The sequence below is a fragment of the Dyella lutea genome, from assembly GCF_024158035.1.
Taxonomy (GTDB): Bacteria; Pseudomonadota; Gammaproteobacteria; order Xanthomonadales; family Rhodanobacteraceae; genus Dyella_A; species Dyella_A lutea.
Map to the genome: position 1 here is coordinate 1,080,934 of NZ_JAMZEK010000001.1, position 16,734 is coordinate 1,097,667.

The 16,734-nt window shown below is 65.7% G+C and carries 15 protein-coding genes; 11 read left to right on the top strand and 4 right to left on the bottom strand.

Annotated elements, in window-relative coordinates; all coding sequences use genetic code 11:
* Positions 1-54 precede the first annotated feature (54 nt).
* The 7 genes from NC595_RS04795 (at position 55) to NC595_RS04825 (ending at position 5,804) form a co-directional block, all read left to right on the top strand.
* On the top strand, positions 55-588 hold the full coding sequence (locus tag NC595_RS04795; protein WP_253565135.1) for a M48 metallopeptidase family protein: 534 nt from the start codon (positions 55-57) through the stop codon (positions 586-588).
* A gap of 2 nt (positions 589-590) precedes the next feature.
* Positions 591-1,229 (top strand): DUF6348 family protein, encoded by a 639-nt coding sequence (locus tag NC595_RS04800; protein WP_253565137.1) that lies wholly within the window; start codon positions 591-593, stop codon positions 1,227-1,229.
* A 125-nt stretch (positions 1,230-1,354) separates the two neighbouring features.
* Positions 1,355-2,356, top strand: a complete 1,002-nt coding sequence (locus tag NC595_RS04805) for a glycosyltransferase (RefSeq protein WP_253565138.1) — start codon at positions 1,355-1,357, stop codon at positions 2,354-2,356.
* Position 2,357: 1 nt separating this feature from the next.
* Positions 2,358-3,098: a class I SAM-dependent methyltransferase gene (locus tag NC595_RS04810; RefSeq protein ID WP_253565139.1), complete on the top strand. Its 741-nt coding sequence runs from the start codon at positions 2,358-2,360 to the stop codon at positions 3,096-3,098.
* Positions 3,089-4,741, top strand: coding sequence for an HAD-IA family hydrolase (locus NC595_RS04815; protein ID WP_253565141.1), 1,653 nt, complete (start codon positions 3,089-3,091; stop codon positions 4,739-4,741). Before NC595_RS04810 ends, NC595_RS04815 begins: the two co-directional genes overlap by 10 nt.
* 2 nt (positions 4,742-4,743) lie before the next feature.
* The gene (locus tag NC595_RS04820; RefSeq protein WP_253565143.1) at positions 4,744-5,445 is read left to right on the top strand and encodes a WbqC family protein; all 702 of its coding nucleotides are present in this window, start codon (positions 4,744-4,746) and stop codon (positions 5,443-5,445) included.
* Entirely contained in the window at positions 5,442-5,804 is a 363-nt protein-coding gene (locus NC595_RS04825; protein WP_253565144.1) for a DMT family transporter, read from the top strand. Before NC595_RS04820 ends, NC595_RS04825 begins: the two co-directional genes overlap by 4 nt.
* A gap of 52 nt (positions 5,805-5,856) precedes the next feature.
* Here the strand turns inward: NC595_RS04825 and NC595_RS04830 are convergent, their stop codons facing one another.
* The gene (locus NC595_RS04830) at positions 5,857-7,698 is read right to left on the bottom strand and encodes a hypothetical protein (protein WP_253565145.1); all 1,842 of its coding nucleotides are present in this window, start codon (positions 7,696-7,698) and stop codon (positions 5,857-5,859) included.
* 539 nt (positions 7,699-8,237) lie between these two features.
* Between NC595_RS04830 and NC595_RS04835 the strand changes: the two genes are divergently transcribed.
* On the top strand, positions 8,238-9,350 hold the full coding sequence (locus NC595_RS04835; protein ID WP_256488977.1) for an FG-GAP repeat domain-containing protein: 1,113 nt from the start codon (positions 8,238-8,240) through the stop codon (positions 9,348-9,350).
* Positions 9,347-10,471, top strand: coding sequence for an FG-GAP repeat domain-containing protein (locus NC595_RS04840; protein WP_253565148.1), 1,125 nt, complete (start codon positions 9,347-9,349; stop codon positions 10,469-10,471). The genes NC595_RS04835 and NC595_RS04840 overlap by 4 nt, the downstream gene beginning before the upstream one ends.
* A gap of 81 nt (positions 10,472-10,552) precedes the next feature.
* Here NC595_RS04840 and NC595_RS04845 read toward each other — a convergent pair whose 3' ends face one another.
* The 3 genes from NC595_RS04845 to pdhA are packed head-to-tail and all read right to left on the bottom strand — an operon-like array spanning position 10,553 to position 13,996.
* Positions 10,553-11,905 carry a dihydrolipoamide acetyltransferase family protein gene (locus NC595_RS04845; protein WP_253565149.1) on the bottom strand — a complete coding sequence of 451 codons (1,353 nt, stop codon included), beginning with the start codon at positions 11,903-11,905 and terminating at the stop codon, positions 10,553-10,555.
* 21 nt (positions 11,906-11,926) lie between these two features.
* Complete coding sequence (locus NC595_RS04850; protein WP_063673985.1) at positions 11,927-12,907, bottom strand: alpha-ketoacid dehydrogenase subunit beta; 981 nt, start codon at positions 12,905-12,907, stop codon at positions 11,927-11,929.
* Positions 12,908-12,910: 3 nt separating this feature from the next.
* Positions 12,911-13,996 (bottom strand): pyruvate dehydrogenase (acetyl-transferring) E1 component subunit alpha, encoded by a 1,086-nt coding sequence (pdhA, locus tag NC595_RS04855; RefSeq protein ID WP_253565151.1) that lies wholly within the window; start codon positions 13,994-13,996, stop codon positions 12,911-12,913.
* Positions 13,997-14,207: 211 nt separating this feature from the next.
* Here pdhA and NC595_RS04860 point away from each other — a divergent pair, with 211 nt between their 5' ends.
* Both NC595_RS04860 and NC595_RS04865 read left to right on the top strand, forming a co-directional pair.
* Positions 14,208-15,065, top strand: a complete 858-nt coding sequence (locus NC595_RS04860; RefSeq protein ID WP_253565153.1) for a tryptophan 2,3-dioxygenase — start codon at positions 14,208-14,210, stop codon at positions 15,063-15,065.
* 52 nt (positions 15,066-15,117) lie between these two features.
* Entirely contained in the window at positions 15,118-16,626 is a 1,509-nt protein-coding gene (locus NC595_RS04865) for a peptide MFS transporter (protein ID WP_253565155.1), read from the top strand.
* Positions 16,627-16,734 lie beyond the last annotated feature (108 nt).

The window sequence follows — 16,734 nt, forward strand, 5'->3', positions numbered from 1 at the left end:
TTCGACGGGCGACGGGGCTCGGCGCCTGCTGCCGGGCGTGCGAACATCGCGGTCGTGACCACGCTGCGCTATCTCCAGGGCTACCCCGACCACCTGCAAGAGCAGGTGCGCACGGCTTTGGCCGCCGACCGGCTCGGCTGCTGGCTGGCCGAGCGCTATCCCGAACGCCACGACGTGCAGAGCGACAAGGCGCTGTACGCCTACACCATGGCCCTCAAGCAGTCCCATCTGCGCAACGCGCCGGGCATCGACAAGGTGCTCTACGACGCCAAGCTCGACGTGGTGAAGAACGCGCTCGGCCTGCACACCGCGATCTCGCGCGTGCATGGCGGACGGTTGAAGGCGAAGAAGGAGATCCGCATCGCCTCGGTATTCCGCGATGCGCCGGCCGCGTTCCTCGAGACCATCGTGGTGCACGAGCTGGCGCACTTGAAGGAAATCGAGCACAACAAGGCCTTCTACCAGCTGTGCGAGCACATGCAGCCGGACTACCACCAGCGCGAGTTCGACCTGCGCGTGTATCTGACCTGGCGCCAGCTGGCGCCCGACGCCGCCGTCACGGCGCGCACCGATTCCAACAAGGCATGACGATGGAAGACGCTGCACTGCAATCCGCCCTGCGGCGGCTGTTCGCACGACATGAGGTGGAGCTAGAGCCGGACGAGGACGGCTGGCTGCTCACCGACGGCGATTTTCCCGCGATCCGTGCCCACTGGCGTCCCGGCACGGGTGGTGAACCCGGACGGCTCGACGTCGACGTGGTGGTGGCGGAGGACCGCTGCCTCGAGGACAGCTTCGCCGGCGCCGATGCCCGCGAAGCGCTGGACGGCTTCGAGCAGTCGAGCTTCCACCTGCTGCTGGCCGCCTGCTGGTACGTCACCGACGACCGCCGCATGCGCATCGCCTCGTGGGACATCGGCCTGCGCACGTGGGACGTCTTCGTCGGCCCGCTGGTGCAGCGTCCGCGCGACGGGGAAGGGCAGCCGATGCCGGTCGAGGCCGCACTCGCCCTGCAGCAGGCGGTGGCGCAGCTGTCGCTGGCTCCGCAGCTGCACTGGATCCATCTGCTGCATCGCCGGGATGCCGAGCGCGAAGCCACCCACGAAGCCCTGCTCGACGGCGAACCCTGGGCCGCCGGCACCGCAATGCTTGCGGCCGGCACGTGGCCCGGGCTGTCGGCCGGCAGTTCGGCACGGCAGCTGGTGCTGCTGGACGTGCGCGATTACTGAGCACGCCGGCATCGCCCGATATCGCACGATAAGATGGGCCTGATCCCCGGACGGGGACGGAATCCTTCCATGCACCCGCTGCTTTCCGGAGCGGCGGGTGCATGCCACCGGCGGCGGACCCCATCGTGTCTCCAAGCAATTTGCAGGAACCCACGGCGACGGATGGTCGCACCCGGCCACCCCAGGTGCCGCTGAGCATCGTCACCTGCCTGTACCGCTCGCGGCCGTACCTGGACGAGTTCCTGCGCCAGTGCGACGAGGCGGCGGGCGCGCTGGGCATCACCGCAGTCGAATACGTCTTCGTCGACGACGGCTCGCCGGACGATTCGGCCGGCTGGGTACGGCAGAAGCGCCGCGAGCGCGCGGACATCCGGCTGGTCGAGCTCTCCCGCAACTTCGGCCACCACCAGGCAGCCGTGGCCGCGCTGGCCCATGCGCGAGGCGAGCGCGTCTTCCTGATCGACTGTGACCTGGAGGTCTCCCCGGGATTCCTCGTCGAGCTCTGGCGCAGGATGGGCGAGACGCAGGCGGATGTCGTCTACGGCTACCAGGAAGAGCGCAAGGGTGGTGTGCTGGAGCGCTGGGGCGGCCGGGTGTTCTGGTCCGCCTTCAATCGCCTGAGCGATACCGCGGTGCCCCCCAGCGTGGTTACCGAACGCTTGATGACCCGTCGCTACGTGCAGGCGCTGCTGAGCCTCGGCGACCGCAACATCTTCCTGGCCGGCATGATGTACTGGGCGGGTTTCAAGCAGCTGGGCGTGCCGGTGCGCAAGCTGCGTCGCTCGGGCGCATCGACCTATAATCTGGCGCGCCGGCTGGCGCTGCTGGGGCAGGCGGTCACCTCGTTCTCCGCCAAGCCGCTGTATGCCAGCTTGTGGGTTGGCGGCGTCGCACTGGTCTTCGCGATGGCCAATGCCGCCTACGTAGTGGTGCGCAAGCTGCTCCACCCGGAAGCCACGCTGCTGGGCTTTCCCACCATCGTGGCGCTGCTGACCGCCTTCTTCGGGGTGCTCATGATCGGGCTGGGCGTGATCGGCATCTATGTGGCGAGAATCTTCGTGCAGACCCAGCAGCGTCCTCTCTACATCGTCAAACACATCGAGCCATCCGACGTTGAACCCGAATGACATGCTGATCGAGCAGGACAGCGCCGCCTACGCACCCGCCTTCAGTTTCTACGACGACAACGTGCGACTGCTGCAGGCCGGACTGGAGCAGGTGCTGCGGCGCACCCGTCATCTGGAGCGGCTCTCCCTGCTGAGCCTCGGAGTGGGCCACCGGATCACCATACGGGGGCTTCTCGACGGGCTTGGCGACCGCCTTTCCGAGTACCTGATCGTGGAAGGCTCCGCCGACATCATCGAGATGTTCAATCGCGAGGTCGAGCCGCCGCCACACGTGCATGTCGAGCAGGCGTATTTCGAGGACTTCGACACCGATCGGCGCTTCGACGTCATCGAAATGGGCTTCGTGCTGGAGCATGTGCTGGACCCTGCCCTCGTGCTGCGGCGGTTCGCCGGATTCCTTGCACCCGAGGGGCGACTGATGGTCGCCGTGCCCAATGCCCACTCCCTGCATCGACTGATCGGGCACGAGGCAGGCCTGCTCGAGGATGTGCACAACCTCAGCGAGGCCGATCTCGCGCTGGGTCACCGGCGCTACTTCGACCCGCAGTCGCTCGAGGCACTTATGTCCGAGTGCGGGCTGGAAGTGGTCGGACGTGCGGGCCTCATGCTCAAGCCGTTCGCCACGGCCCAGCTCGCCACTCTGGGGCTCACGCCGGAGGTCGTCCGCGCGATGGACGAGGTCGGGTTCGGTCTTCCGGACGTCTGCAATGCGGTCTTCCTGGAGGCGCGGGCGTGCCTCTGACCGTTGCCGTCATAGCGGGGGGCGGCTTCCAGGGTCAGGGCATCATCGAGGCAATCCATGCACTGCCCGACGGGCGCGCGCTGGTGGTGGACAGTACGGCCGACGCCCCCGGCGAGCTGCTGGCAGACCGTTACGTGGTGGCGCCCCTGCTGGATGCGCCGGAGTTCCAGGACTTCCTGCTGGACCTGGTGCGGACCGAGCGCGTCTCGTTGATCCTGCCGGCGACGCAGCGCGAGCTCCGGTGCCTGGCGGACATGACCGCGCGATTGTCGGAGGCTGGAGCGCGCGTCGCTGCATGCCCGGGCGAACTGCTCGACATCCTGCTGGACAAGCAGGCGCTGTATCGGTCCCTGGACGCTGCGGGGCTGCCGGTGCAGGCCCTGGTCGAGCTGACTGCGTCGGCGGCGTTCCCCCTGTTCGGGCGGCCGCGCTCCGGTTGGGGTGGTCGGGACGTGCAGGTATTGCACTCACTTTCCGGGCTCCGCGCCGTCGATGTCGAGGCACTGGCCCGCTCGTATGCGTGGGTATCCTGGCTGCCGGCCTTCGAGGAGGTGTCGGCGGACTTCGCGATCGACTTCGAACGGCACGTATCGCCGTTGACCTTGCGCCGCCGGGTGCGCACCTCCGGCGGCTTCGCCGTCATCAGCGAGAGCGAGCAAGCGCCGCAGGTTGCCGTGCTCGTCGGGCGTCTCGCGGCATGGCTGGCGTCGCGCGGAGCCTGCGGGCTGTTCAACGTGCAGTTGCTCAGGACGTCAGACGGCGCGCTGCTTGTCTCGGATGTCAATCCGCGGCACGGCACATCCAGCGGCCATGCGCTCGGCGAGGGCAACAACCTTGTGGCCTTCCTGCTCGGGCGCGACGGCGGAGCTTCACGGCGACCGGTCCGGACGATCCGCACGCTGGAGCAGCACGCCTTGCCTCGGTTCGCCCCAGACGCCATCAAGGGCGTGGTCTTCGACCTGGACGACACCCTGCTCGACCACAAGCAATGGATCGTCGATCGCATGCGGCTGGCGGCAAGCCGATTGGGTGCCGGGGTCGACGCGCCTGGCCTGCTGGAGCAGACCTACCTCGCGCTGGAGGAGGGCGAGCACGCGCGGCTGATCGACGTCGTGACCACGCGGCTGGGCGTTCCGGCGCTCCGCGACGCGCTTCTTCAGGCGTACCGGGCGGCGGTGCCGCAGGCGGCGAGGATCTTTCCCGAGGTCGCGGACGTGCTGGCGGTCCTGCGGGCGCGCGGCCTGAAGCTGGCGATCCTGACCGACAATCCGCCGGCCTCGCAGCAGGCGAAGCTGGATGCGAGCGAAGGATTGGCACAGGCCTTCGATGCGGTTGTCTTCAGCCGGGAGCACGGCGCGGAGAAGCCGGCGATCGAACCGTTCCGCGCCGTTGCCGAGCGCCTGGAGCTGCCGCCGGAATCCCTGCTGATGGTTGGCGACAGCGTCGCACGCGATGCCTTCGGCGCAATCCGCGCGGGTTGGCTGGCCTGCGTGCTGGTGGACCGACCGGGCGGGCGTTACCGCGCCCATGCCGGGCTCATGGCCTCGCTGGCAGCAGACGTTGCAGCGCGGACCAGTATCCACCCTGATCTCCGCGTGCTCCCGCCGATGCTGCGCCCGGCCGAACAGAAGGGCCTGAGTTGACCATGCGTGTTGCCGTTATCCAGTCCAACTACATTCCGTGGAAGGGCTATTTCGACATCATCCACGATGTCGACACCTTCATCTTTCTGGATGATGTCCAGTTCACCGCGCAGGACTGGCGTTCACGGAATCGCATCAAGACCAAGGACGGGCTCAAGTGGCTCAGCGTGCCGGTCGGCACCGACAAGGTCAGGTTGATCCATGAAGTGCGCCTCGCCAGCTCGCTCTGGCAGACCAAGCACTGGCGGAGCATCTCCCAGAGTTATTCGCGCGCGCCGCATTTTCTGCGCTATCGGGAGATGCTGGAGGATTTCTATCTCGGGCGGTCCTGGGAAAGCCTGTCGGAAATGAACCAGCACCTGATCCAGCTCATTGCCAGGGAATGCCTGGGTATCACCACCCGCTTCCGCGACTCGAGGGAATTCGAGTTGCGCGGACGGAAGCTCGACCGGCTGCTGGACCTGATCGGTCAGAGCGGTGCCAGCCACTACCTGTCCGGTCCCACGGCCCGGGATTACATCGACGACCGTTGCTTCCAGCAGGCAGGCATCGAGCTGGAGTACAAGGACTATTCCGGTTACCCCGTCTACGATCAGCTCCATCCGCCGTTCGAGCATGCCGTCACCATCCTGGATCTGCTCTTCCATACGGGACCGGATGCACCTTACTACCTGTGGGGCTGGCGGAAGGAGGCAAATCGATGAGCTATCTGTTCGTGGCACTGACCATCGTCTTGACGGTATACGGCCAGTTGGTGCTCAAGTGGCAGGCCGGCCTCATCCCCCCCTCGCCGCAAGTGGGGCACGGCCTTCTGCTGTACGTCGTGCGGATGCTGCTCCGTCCTTGGGTTCTGAGCGGGCTGGCGGCGGCGTTCCTGGCTTCCGCGTGCTGGATCGCAGCGGTTTCTCGGTTTCCGCTCAGCAAGATCTACCCGTTCATGGCGCTCAACTTCGTCCTCGTCGGCCTGCTCGCGGTGCCGCTCTTCGGCGAGTCGTTGTCCCAGTCCAAGATTGTCGGGTTGCTGCTGGTGATCGCGGGTCTGATCGTGACCAGTCGCGCCTGACAATCCAAGGACCTGATTGTGCGGACGGTCCGGCAGCTAGGGCACAGAACGCTCACGGCTGCTGGCTCTGCGTCGGTACAGATCGAGAGCGTGCATAGACTATCCAGTGATCGACCGCGCCGTCAGGATGCAGATCCTGTTCCGTCAGCGCCGCTGTCATGGCCGTCGACAACGCCTGTCGCGCAACAATGACGGTCGATGGTCTCAATCGCTGCATGACATCAACCAAATCCTCCAAGCGCCCGCCAGTTCCCGCGATGAAGGCCGCGGCACTCATGCGTTGTGCGAAATCCCCTGGCTCAGCGAACAGCGCGTTTCTCAGAAAGTCCCCCCGGGTGACCACCTGGGGGTGCTCTGCGGACAGCACTACCATGTCCTGTGCCAGCGGCACCGGGGCCAGCATCACACCGGGGTTGGCGAGCCGCAGGCAGTTGCGCGCTTCATCTGCATAGGTGTCCAGCGGGTAGCCGGTGAGCGACACGGTGACGTGGTTGCCCGGGTGCATGACGGACCAGGGGGAGACCACGACCGCTGCGGCAAGGGCAGCGAACAGGACGAACGGTGCGAGGTGCCGGGAGGGCGCGTCCTTATCGGGCCGGTCGAACAGGGCGCCTGCCGCGGCTCCGACAAGCAGGGGGAGCGGGATCAGGAAAACCAGCCGCCAGTAGATATTTTCCGTGGTCAGGTAGCGCATGATCGCCGGCGCCACCCACGGGTTGAGATAGCACGCGACGGTCAGCACGGACCAGGCCAACAGGAACCGGTGGCGGGCTTCGCGCCAACGCCAGCCAAGGAAAAGGAGCGCCGCCAGTAGCATTACGATGCTCGCCGACAACGCCGTCCCGCCGGTAACGAGGTGGAACTGGCCACTGAAGGTGCGGGGGAACCCGGCGTTGATCTGCGAGCCGTAGGCAACTCGAGCGATCGCGTAGTGGCGGTAGTCCAGCGCGAAGGCGAGAGCAGGAGACAGTGTTGCGGCATAGGCTGCCCCGCGCGCTATTCCCTCGGCGAGGGGCCATTCCCGGCCAAATGCGAACCACCAGGCCAGGAACAAAGGCAGCGACAGCAGCGGCAGCATGACCAGGGCAGACGTCGTCATGCTGGACACCGCCACCACACCGGCCAGCAGAAGCAGCCATCGGCCGATGCCCGGCTTGCGCAGGAACAGCATCGACTGGGCGATGTACATGGGCAGGCCGAGGAAGATGAAGGCGCACTTCGACTGGAACAGCCGCAGCAGCGTGAAGTTCCCGAAGCTACGGTGGCTCTCGCCCAGCAGCAGGATCAGCGGGACCAGGATCAGTGCGGCGCATGCCGCCGCCCGCCGCGATAGCCCCAGGAGTCGAAGGTTCGCCGCCAGCAGCAGGATGCCGAATATCGCGGCCAGCGAGGGCGCCAGGCGGTAGTAGACCCACAACAGGTCCACTCCTGTCAGATGTGCGAATGCGGCCTGACAGAATTCGTAGGCGGTGGGGTAGTAGGCCGCCGCCGACTGCGGCAGGGCCAGCGCAGGGGTGTGCGCGATTTCGTGGATGACGCCATTCATCCGAACCTCCGGATGCGCCACCGCATAGACGATCTTCGGCAGGTAGATGACGTCGTCGGCGTCGGGGCGGTGCAGGAGTGCGACGACCAGCGCCGCCGACACGCAGGCGATCACCAGCGCGAGCACGACGTCCAGGTTCCAGTGGACAGGGCGGAAATCCGGTCCGCGGCGTGCGACCAGGAGCCCGGTCACGGAAAGCACCAGCGCTGCGATGACGGTAGCGGCCAGGGCCCAGGATGCGACGTGGAAGGAAAGCCCCAGCCGGAGCGCCATCCGCTGCACCAGTGCGCTCGACGCGAGCGGCAGCGAGAGGGCTGCCAGCATCACTATTAGGGGGAAGTCGTCCACCTGATCATGCCGGGAAGCACCGGCCGATGTGGCATTCCCTGTGGTTGGTCGAATACTCAATGCGCCGGCAACGGTGTTGAAGGACGGCCGATAATACAGCGGCGCGCGGCCATCCTTGAGGTGTCATGCCGCTTGGACGGACCGACGATCAGAAAGCCTCGCGCGCTCGCTACGTCACCGATGACGGGCTGCAGGGGCCTCGATCAACCGGACAAAACTCTCTGTGATCAGCTCGTTCCGGTCCAGCCCGATACCCTGCGGGACCGGAAGCCACGTCAGTCGGTGAGATGCTGCCAGGTGACCTGGCCGGGCCAAAGTGCGGGTACGCACAATCATATGGCGATCCATGCATCTGGGCCGGCGAGAGTTTTCGACTGCAGGCGTGGTTTGTCCATCTTCCATGGGAGCTTGTGTCAAGCTAACAAGGCGGGAGGGGGGGGGCAGTTATTGCCGGTCATGCGGAGTCGCAGTGCGGCTGCTCCGCGCCATGAGGACAGACAATGGGGCGACGACTTTGGTCTATGGCCATATTGGCCACAATGCTGGCGTTGAGCCAGGCGCCGGTCCGGGCACAGGACGTGGGGGTTGATACTCTCCAGGTACTGCAATCCACTACACCGATACCCGGTAGACAGGGCACTCCAGGGGATTTCAATGGGGACGGCGTTTCAGACCTGCTGTGGTACAACCCACTGACAAGCCAGATGGCTTATTGGCTGCTAGGCAATGGGGCGAATGGCGCCATAGTGCGTAGTGGGGCGCGGACCTTCAGCATAACGAAGGGCTACTACGTCGGTGCAGTTGGTGATTTCGACGGCAGCGGGTTGGCCGATGTCGTATTCACAAGTGCCAAGCGTGACCTCTACCTGTGGACGAACGACGGGCACGGAGGGTTCCGGTCGAGCTTCATCGGCACTTATCCAGATGGTTGGCAGCTGACTGGCGCCGGTGATGTCGATGGCGATGGCCATGACGATCTGCTCTGGTTCAACGCAGCTTCCTGTCAATTCGGCTACTGGCTGATGAGCGGTGGTGCACGTATTGGATCGAAGACTGCTTCTGCGCCATGTGGCTATTATCCGATTTCGATTGGCTACTACACCCCGGCCAATCGCATCTCGATCATTTGGACGAGTGCACATAACGACCTGACCGTCTGGGACAGTCTGCCGACCGGATTCGTCCCGTACACATTGGGAAGCTTTGCGAGCAGCTACCATGCTATCGCCATAGGTGGCGGTTTCGCCGGGCAGATGCTGACCGTGATCGCCGGTGCAGAAGATTCGCCAACTGCTGGAAATGGGACTGGTGGGGCACGACAACAGATGCTCAGTCGCACGTTTGACGCCAGTGGCATGCAGACTGGAATAGTCAATTCGGGTGGGTTCCTGGGAGGGTTCAATTTTCCATGGAGATCGGCAGGCTTCTTTATGGCGGCGCACGGAGCTACCCAAACTGGCGCGATCTACCAGTTTGGCAACGGGGCGCTGGATGCCTGCTCTGCTGAAGGGATGGCGGGTGTGAACTACGCGCCGGCGGACGATTCCCATGCTCTCGTTCAGCCTGACAATTGCACCCGGATCAGCTTCCCGCGGGGATGGTTCGTGGTTGGTGCTTTGGCCAATGGCGTCATTCCGAAGGTGGCGCCATGAGTCGCCCGGCAGGCTTTTTTGTCGCCAGCACCTTCGTTGTGTTCGGTTTACTGCTCCCGGGCAGTAATGCAAAGGCGCAGCAGGTCGTTGGGTTGAATACGCTTCAGGCATTGACGGTAACCACGCCGAAGCCTGGCAGCGATGCCGTGCCAGGCGATTTCAATGGTGATGGTCTGTCTGATCTGCTCTGGTTCAACGCAGATACCAGCCAGCTGGCGTACTGGATCATGGCGACTGATGCCAATGGCGAAGTGACACGCACGTCGTCGCGGACGATAGCGGTAACACCCGGCTACTTCATTGGTGCGACCGGTGATCTCAACGGGGATGGCCTGGCAGATATCGTGTTCACTGGCGCCAATCACGATCTTTACCTGTGGACCAATAGTGGCAAGGGCAGTTTCCATTCGACGTCGCTCGGTACCTATCCGGCGGGATGGCAACTGTTCGGTGCAGGTGATATCGATGGGGATGGACAGGACGACCTGCTCTGGTTGAATAGTGGAACTTGTCAGTTTGCCTACTGGCTGATGAAGAGCGGGAAGCGTGTTGGTTCCAGGACACTGCCTGTGACGTGTGGTTCCTATCCGCTGTCGATCGGCTATTACTCGCTTAGCAATCGATTGTCGATTGTCTGGACCAATGCGGCGCACGATCTTTTCGTCTGGGACGCAACGGCCGACGGTTTCAACAGCTATTCCTTCGACAACTACACGAACGGTGGAACCGATCCAACATTCCTGGCTTTCGGCGGCGGCTATGCCGGTGGCGACATGAGCTATGTCTTGAGTCCAAGTCCTGGCAGCGCATTTGGTCAGTCGTTGGAGCGGGCTTTCTTTATCGGCGGGGAGCAAGATACTTACGCGCGCACGACAGTTTGGACCGGGGGGGTGAATCCTGTTTCAGCGGGCGGCTTTCTCATTGAGGGGCGGCAGGTAAACAAGACCGGCAATATTTATCGGCTTGATGCCACCCATATCGGAGTTTGTCCGCCCGTTAGCCCGCGCTTCGGCTCCTACGAGAGTGGTCCAACTGCAGCTCCGGCGGATTGTGTGCCTTTTAGCTTTCCGTCAGGTTGGATTTTAATCGGCGCGGACAATGGTGTTGTGCCAACAACTTAGTGACGGTGGCGCGGCTCATGATCCAGAGATGAAAATAGGGTGCCCGTCCGGGCACCCTATTTTTCTTTCTCGTAATGGTGACTAGTTCGGCAGCGCCATGTCGTCCAGCAGCGCCTTGAGGAAGCGTGCCGCTTCGCCACCGGTGGCGGCGCGGTGGTCGAAGGTGAGGCTGATCGGCATGCGCTTGTGCACTTCGATGCCGCCGATCACCGCCACCACGTCGTGGCTGAGCTTGCCCGCGCCGATGATCGCCACGGTCGGCGGCACCACCACCGGGGTGGCGTAGCGGCCGGCGAACATGCCGAAGTTCGACAGGCTGATGGTGTAGCCGGACAGCTCGGTCGACGGGATCGAGCGGTCCTCTACCTGGGTGCGCAGGCGCTTGATCGCCGCGCGCACACCGTGGCCGTCGAGCATGTCGGCGTTGCGCAGGGCCGGCACGAACAGTCCGTCGTCGGTGTCCACGGCGATACCGATGTCCACGTGCGGGTGCAGGGTGCGGGTCAGGTTCTTGCCGTCGAACCAGGCGTTCAGCGCCGGCACCGCCTTGCAGGCGGCGACGATCGCGCGCACCAGGCGGGCGGTGATGTCCTGCTTTCCGATCCAGGCGTGCAGGTCGGCGTCGTCGACCAGGGTGGTCGGCACCACGTTGGCGTGGGCTTCGGCCATCACGCGCGCCATGTTCCGGCGTACGCCCTTGAGCTGCTCCGGCTGGCCGCTGGCGGTCTGCGAGGGCGGGGCGGTACGCACCGGCTTGCCGGCCAGCGAGACCGCGGTGCGCGAGGGTGCCGGGCCCGGCTCGGGCAGTTGCGGCGCCAGGTGGCGACCGGCCGACTCCGGTACGGCGCGCGCCGGGGCGGCACCGAGCGCGGCGCTGCCGTTGGCGGCGGCCTGCTTCACATCCTGCAGGGTGACCACGCCGCCGGCACCGCTGGGGCGCACGCGGGTCAGGTCGACCTTGAGCTTCTTCGCCAGCGCACGCACCGCGGGCACGGCCTTCACGCCGCCGACGTCGGCGGCCTGTTCCACATGCACGGTGTTGCCGCTGACCATGGCGCCGACCACGGTGCCTTCGTCCTCGCGGTCCGCACTGGCGGCGGCCGGGGCGGGCGCCAGCGCGGGAGCGGCCTTCTTCGGCGGTGCATGGTGGTGCCCGGTCGGCTCGGCCTCGGCGCGCTGCTTGGCGTTCGGGTCGGGCTCGAAGTCGGCCAGCGCGGCGCCGGTCTCGATGATGTCGCCGGCGGCGCCGTGCAGTTTGGTTACCTTGCCGGTGTACGGCGAGGGCACGTCGACCACCGCCTTGGCGGTCTCCATCGACACCAGCGGGGCGTCGAGCTTGACGGTGTCGCCTTCCTTCACGTGCCACTCGACGATGGTGGCGTCGGGCAGGCCTTCGCCGAGGTCGGGCAGGTGGAATGTCTTGATGTCAGCCATGGGGATTCGATCCGTTGAGGGTTAGCTGGCAGCCAGCGTGCGCAGGGCGGCGTCGACGATGCGCGCGGTGCTCGGCATCTGCTTCATTTCGAGGCGATAGAGCGGCGTGTGGATGTCGTAGCCGGTGACGCGCTCGACCGGGGCGAGCAGCTCGTACAGGCACTCCTCGGCCACGCGTGCGGCGATCTCGGCGCCGAAGCCGGCGGTCTTCGGGGCTTCGTGCACGATCACGCAGCGGCCGGTCTTGCTGACCGACTCGGCGATGGTGTCGAAGTCCAGCGGGGTCAGCGTGGCGACGTCGATCACCTCGGCGCTGATGCCCTGCTCGGCCAGCGCGTCGGCGGCTTCCAGGCACTCCTTAACCGGCGCGCCCCAGGTCACCAGGGTCACGTCGGTGCCGTCGCGCAGCACGAAGCACACGTCCAGCGGCAGCGCCTCGCCGTCGTCCGGCACCTCTTCCTTGTACTGGCGATAGATGCGCTTGGGCTCGAAGAACATCACCGGATCCGGATCGCGGATCGCCGCCAGCAGCAGGCCGTAGGCGCGCGCCGGCGAAGAGGGCATCACCACGCGCAGGCCGGGGATGTTGGTGAACAGGTGCTCGTTCGCTTCCGAGTGATGCTCGGGGGCATGGATGCCGCCGCCCCACGGGGCGCGGAACACGGCCGGCACGGTCAGGCGGCCGCGGGTGCGGTTGCGCATGCGTGCGGCGTGGCAGGCGATCTGCTCCATCATCGGGTAGATGAAGCCTTCGAACTGCGCCTCGGCGACCGGCTTCATGCCCTGCACGGCCATGCCGACGGTGACGCCGGCGATGGTGGTTTCGTCCAGTGGCGTGTCGAGCACGCGCAGTTCGCCGAACTTCTGCTGCAGGCCCTGGGTGGCGCGGAACACGCCGCCGTTGACGCCGACGTCCTCGCCCAGCACCACGACCGAGTCGTCGTGGGCCATCTCGTAGGCGAGCGCCTGCGTGACTGCTTCGATAAGGGTGATCTGTGCCATGACTTAGTGCGCCTTGTTTTCGAGCGAGAGCGCGAAGTCGCGCTGCTTTTCCAGGTCAGCCGGGATCTCGGCGTAGGTGTAGTCGAACATCGCCGTGATCGGCTGGGTCTTGGTCTCGAGATAGGCGTTGACCTCGTTGTCCATCCAGTCGTCGCACTCGGCCTTCCAGGCTTCTTCCTTGGCGTCGTCCCACACGCCCTTGGCCACCAGCCAGTTGCGCAAGCGCTTCATCGGCTCCTTCGCCCAGCCTTCCTTCACTTCTTCCTCGCCGCGGTAGCGACGGGCGTCGTCGGCGGTGGTGTGGTCGCCGAGGCGGTAGGTGACCGCTTCGATCACGCTGCCGCCCTGGCCGCTGCGGGCGCGCTCGAGCGCGTCTTCCATCGCCTTGCGCACCGCGATGATGTCGTTGCCGTCGACCTGGATGCAGTAAAGGCCGGCCGCGATGCCCTTCTGCGCCAGCGTGGGTGCGCCGGACTGGATCTTGCGCGGCACCGAGATCGCCCACTGGTTGTTGACGATCACCGCGACCATCGGCAGGTTCTGCGCGCCGGCGATGTTGATCGCGCCGTAGAAGTCGCCCTTGGACGAACCGCCGTCACCGATGGTGCACACCGCCACGCGCTTCTCGCCGCGGATCTTGAACGCCAGCGCGGAACCGGCCGCGTGCAGGCACTGCGTGGCGATCGGCACCGACCAGGCGAAGTCGTGGCGGGCCGGCTCGTTCTGGTAGTCGTTGCCGCGCTCGTCGCCGCCCCAGTACATGTAGACCTCGCGCGGCTGCACGCCGCGGTACAGCTGCGCGCCGTACTCGCGGTAGCTCGGTGCGTAGACGTCTTCCGGCTTCATCGCCGAACCGATGCCGACGTGGGCGGCCTCGTGGCCCAGGCAGCTGGCGTAGGTGCCGAGCTTGCCGGTGCGTTGCAGCGCGATCGACTTGGCATCGAACACGCGGGTGGACATCATCAGCTTGTACAGCTTGACCATGTACTCGAGGTCCTGCGTGAATGCAGGGAGGTCGTCACGCACCTGCTTGCCCTCGGCATCGAGGTACTGCAGGTATTCGATCTCAAACTTGGCGGCAATCGACACGAGTCGCTCCGAAGGTGGGAAAAGGGGAGGCGCACAGGCCGCTGGGGGTGCGCCGGGAGAGCTCCCGCTGGCGCACAAAACTCCCAGAAAATCCTGCAATTGATAGCAGGCCGGGCGGTTTTGCCGCAAGGCACAGCGCAGCATGCGGGGTAGTACGGGACGGTTGCCGGATGGCGCTACCATGCGGGTTTTGACGGGGAATGACGCCGACATGACGGACAACCGCCGCGACCTCGAAACAGGCATCGAAACCGACCTGGAAGGGAGGCTCACCTACGGCGGCTACCTGCGTCTGGACGTGCTTCTCTCGGCCCAGCAGCCGCGCAGCGAGCCGCCGCATCACGACGAAATGCTGTTCATCGTGCAGCATCAGGTCAGCGAGTTGTGGATGAAGCTGGTGATCCACGAGATGGCCGCGGCGATGGATTTCCTGCGCCGCGACCAGGTCTGGCAGGTGCGCAAGGTGCTGGCGCGCTGCAAGTCGGTGCTGCGCCAGCTGATCGAGCAGTGGGCAGTGCTGGAGACCATGACTCCGTCGGAATACCTGGAGTTCCGCGAGACGCTCGGGCCGTCGTCGGGCTTCCAGTCGCTGCAGTACCGCATCATGGAATTCCTGCTCGGCAACAAGAACGCCGACATGCTCAAGGTGTTCGACCACGACCCGGCCGGCCAGGCGCGGCTGCGCGCCGTGCTGGAGACGCCGAGCCTGTACGACGAGTTCCTGCGCTATCTGGCGCGCTTCGGCCACGCGGTGCCGGCGCGGCATCTCGACCGCGACTGGCGCGAGCCGCACGTGACGGATGCAGACCTGCTGCCGGTTTTCGAGCGCATCTACGGCGACACCGACCGCTACTGGCGCGAGTACGCGCTGTGCGAGGACCTGGTCGACCTGGAGACGCAGTTCCAGCTGTGGCGCTTCCGCCACATGCGCACGGTGCAGAGGATCATCGGCTTCCGTCGCGGCACCGGCGGCTCGTCCGGCGTGGCGTTCCTGAAGCGGGCGCTGGAGCTGGAGTTCTTCCCCGAGCTGTTCGAGGTGCGCACGACCTTGCGGGCGCGCCCCGGCTGACGCCGCGCTCCGCCTCTGGCACGATCCGGGGACTTTCCGGGGCGAGACCACCATGACCGACACGTCCACCGCCGCGCCGAACGCGGCGCCCGACTTCCCGCAGCTGCTCGGCCACCCGCGCCCGCTGTGGATGCTGTTCATGACCGAGTTCTGGGAGCGCTTTGCGTATTACAGCGTCAGCTGGGCGCTGGTGCTCTACATCGTCGCGCAGTTCTTCCACGGCGATCCGGCCGGGCAGGCCTGGGCGGCCGGCATCTATGGCGCCTACACCGCGCTGATCTACGCCGCGTCCATCTTCGGCGGCTTCCTGGCCGATCGGGTGATCGGCTACCAGCGCTCGATCCTGCTGGGCGCGGGAGTGATGGCCGCCGGACTGTTCACCCTGCTGGTACCGAGCAAGCCGCTGATGATGCTGGGACTGGCGCTGGTGATCGCGGGCGACGGCCTGTTCAAGCCGAACATCTCCACCATGGTGGGGCAGCTCTACGGGCGCGACGATCCACGGCGCGACCGCGGTTTCACCCTGTTCTACATGGGCATCAATGCCGGCGCCTTCGTGGCGCCACTCCTCACCGGCTGGATGGCCGGCCATTTCACCGACTCGCCGATGCAGCAGAACTACCGCGTGGTGTTCGGTGCGGCAGGCGTGGGCATGCTGCTGAGCATGCTTTGGTTCTGGTTCGGGCGGCGCAGCCTGAAGGGCGTGGGCCGGCCGCTGGCGGGCATGGAGGGGCGCGGCCGCGTGCTGTGGGTGCTGGTCGGTACGGTGCTGGCGGTGCCGCTGATCTACGCCATGCTCGCCTATGTCGGTGCCGACGGCCTGCAGTGGTTGCTCGGCCTGCTGTTCGTGGGTGTGGCGGCCGCGTTGATCGTCGAGGCGCTGCGGCACGATCGCGTGCAACTGCACCGGGTGATCGCAATGCTGATCGTGTTCGTCTTCAGCGTGCTGTTCTGGACCTTCTACTTCCAGTTCGGGACCTCGCTCAACTTCCTGGCCGAGAACTGGGTGGACCGGCAGATGTTCGGCGGCTGGACCTTCCCGGTCGGCTGGTTCCAGTCGGTCACGCCGCTGGCGATCCTGGTGTTCGCCCCGCTGGTGACGCTGGTGTGGAGCGCGCTAGGGCGCCGCAACGCGGAGCCGTCGATCCCGCGCAAGTTCGGCTTCGGCCTGATCTTCAACGGGCTGGGCTTCGTGGTGCTGGTGTATGCACTGAAGGATCTGCTCGGCCCGACCGGGCTGATCCCGTTCTGGCCGCTGGTGCTGTGCTACGTGATGCAGACGCTGGGCGAGCTGTGTCTGTCGCCGATCGGCCTGTCGATGGTGACCAAGCTGGCGCCGCCACGCTTGGTCGGCCTGGCGATGGGCGGCTGGTTCCTGTCGCTGGCGGCGGGCGGCGATTTCTCCGGGCTCGTGGCAGGCTCGATCAGCGGCGAGCACGGCATGACGGTGGCCTCGGCGCTGTCCGGTTTCAGCTTCTGCTTCTGGGCGCTGGTCGGCTCCGGCGTGCTGCTGCTGGCGATCTCACCGCTGATCAACCGGCTGATGCACGGGGTGAAATGAGTGGAGCTTGGGGTGAGTGAAGAGGAGTGAGAAGCGAGAGAAAGGCAGGCGCCGTGGCTTTGCTTCTCACCCCCTGGGCTTCACCGCTCTCCACTTGACTCTGCAGCC